Genomic DNA, 2,308 nt, shown 5'->3' with positions numbered 1-2,308 from the left:
GTTAGAGTCGATAGGGGCGTTGCCACCCCTACCTCTCCTTCAGAACGGAACGTGAAACTTTCGCTTCATTCCGCTCCTTGATAACTCCATCCTTTTTAAGGATACAACTCATAACGGATTGCTATCATAGTTCCCGTGTAGGGAACCATCTTTTTCCGTTTTTGTGTCGTGACAATGTTTGTGCAAAAGTTGGAGGTTTTTATACTCATCCTTACCGCCTAAAGAGCGAGGTTGGATATGGTCAACTTCTACTATGTCTGTAGGTGTAAAGTACAGACCACAGTGGGTACATTTACCTTTTTGTTTCTTAAGAAGTGTTGCCACTCTTGTTGGTGTTTCAGGGTATATTCCACGTCTAGAACTCCAATAAATCCAGTTACCGTCATAAGGTGTTGAATTACCTTTTACTTTGACGTGCCTTATAATAGGAGTCTCAGTGTGCTGGGCTAATTCTAAACCTTCTTCTGTACTGAAACACCAATTTCGGCTGCCTACTGTTCGCCAGTATTTGCCTTTGTTGATGCTACCTTTTCCCCGTCTTCTAGCCCATGCCCGTAACTTGTAATATGTAAGATTATCGACCTGTCTAAAGGTTTTCTTACTTACTACTCTTGAGTAATAGTTTGACCATCCCCTAATTATTGGATTCAGCGAACTAATTAAAGCAGCTTGGGGGGCGGTTTTATGGGTATCTATTACTTCTGCGATCTTCGCAAGATGAGCTTTGACTTTAGGCTTGGACGGAGTAATTAATGTTTTAAAACCAAGTGGTATTCCTATTGTACTTTTGGCACTTCGGTAGTTACCTACTTTATGCTGTTGTATGTGGAATCCTAAAAACTCAAACCCAACATTTCCATTGTATTCATTGAGGGTGTGGGTTAATTTTGTTTTACTTGGCTTCAATTCTAAGTCATAATCACTTAGCCATTCTGCAATTATCTTTTGACAGGCTATTACTACTTCAATGTCTTTGTGCATAATCACAAAGTCATCGGCGTATCGGATTAGACTGATTTCATTTCGTCGGTTACTATTATTTCCTACGAATTGTTTAACCCGTTCTTCCATTCCATGAAGTGCTATATTAGCCAAGAGCGGGGAAATGACCCCTCCTTGTGGCGTACCTTCATTGGTCGGAAAAATTTCACCTTGGTCTAATACCCCACTTTTGAGCCACGACTTAATTTGTTTTCGGAGTCGTGGATAGGTATTGATTTTGTCAAGTAATGCTTTGTGATCAATGCGGTCGAAGCATTTGGCAATATCAGCGTCCAGCACATATTTGGCTTTGTTATTGATATTGACAAAGATAGCTCCAATTGCATCGTGACATGACCTACCTGGTCTAAAACCGTATGAGTTTGGCTCGAATTTTGCCTCCCATTCCGGCTCAAGTGCTGCTTTCACAACTGCTTGTAAGGCGCGGTCGTACATTGTGGGTATTCCTAATGGTCTTGACTCATTAGTTCCTGGTTTTGGTATCATTACCCGACGTGTCGGTTGAGATTTACCAGTTATTTTGAGTTGACTTACTAGCTCTAATCGTTGCTTTGGGGATAGTAATTTAATACCATCCACACCTGCTGTACGTTTGCCAGTGTTATCTTGTGTGACCCGTCGTACCGCTAAGACCTTATTAGACCATGAATTAATCAGGGTCTTTTGAAGCTTCCGAACTGCTTTAACATCGCCACGCTCACTTGCTCGATAGATACGTTTTTGCAACTTGAATGTCAATCTTTCGGCTTTTCGCCAATTGATTTGATTCCATTCCACCGTCGGGATGTCCCGCGTTTTAGACTTATTCATTGCTACTGGTGTTCCTATCCTTGAAGTTACCGTGTATCTGTCTGCATATCTCTGTCATTACAACAGAGCATTCGCTTCTGATACAATCCCTCTCTCATATATTATTCGTTAGCTACTTACTGGAATTCGATTTGATTCCAGAAATATACGAGAGTTACTTCGTTCCAAATACACATTGTTTTGAGTTTTTAGTGCGATGCTCTCCACCGGGTTTATGGGCGGTGCTTATAGGTCGAGTGTAGAATCGCCTATGCCCTATCCTTGCCTTTTGGCTTGGTCTTTATCAGTCTTTACCGTATTTTTCATCGGGTTTATTCGTGATTAAGCCGTTAGACCATCTAAATTAACGGTGGTTCAGACACATCTTTGCTTTCGCTACACATGAACTCTTGCTCAACAGTTACCAGTTTCGGCTACCAGTAGTCTGCCTTTTATCCCCGCTTTACCTTGCTAGTTGCTACCTATCAAGGTAGGGGATATGCTGTTACCGCTGCAC

The 2,308-nt window shown here is 41.7% G+C and carries 1 protein-coding gene; it reads right to left on the bottom strand.

Translation table 11 applies throughout. From position 1 onward, the window contains the following. Positions 1–108 precede the first annotated feature (108 nt). Positions 109–1,812: a group II intron reverse transcriptase/maturase gene (gene ltrA, locus QUA03_RS28750; protein WP_333217114.1), complete on the bottom strand. Its 1,704-nt coding sequence runs from the start codon at positions 1,810–1,812 to the stop codon at positions 109–111. Positions 1,813–2,308 lie beyond the last annotated feature (496 nt).

Origin of the sequence: Microcoleus sp. S36b_A4 (assembly GCF_036700645.1) — a bacterium.
In the GTDB taxonomy this organism is placed as follows: Bacteria; Cyanobacteriota; Cyanobacteriia; order Cyanobacteriales; family Microcoleaceae; genus Microcoleus.
Note: the sequence above shows the minus strand (reverse complement) of the source record. Positions and strands in the feature narration are given on the sequence as shown.

Bases quoted from the DNA above. Each gene is read 5' to 3' on its own strand.
- ltrA (WP_333217114.1), bottom strand. From the start codon at position 1,812: ATGAATAAGTCTAAAACGCGGGACATCCCGACGGTGGAATGGAATCAA.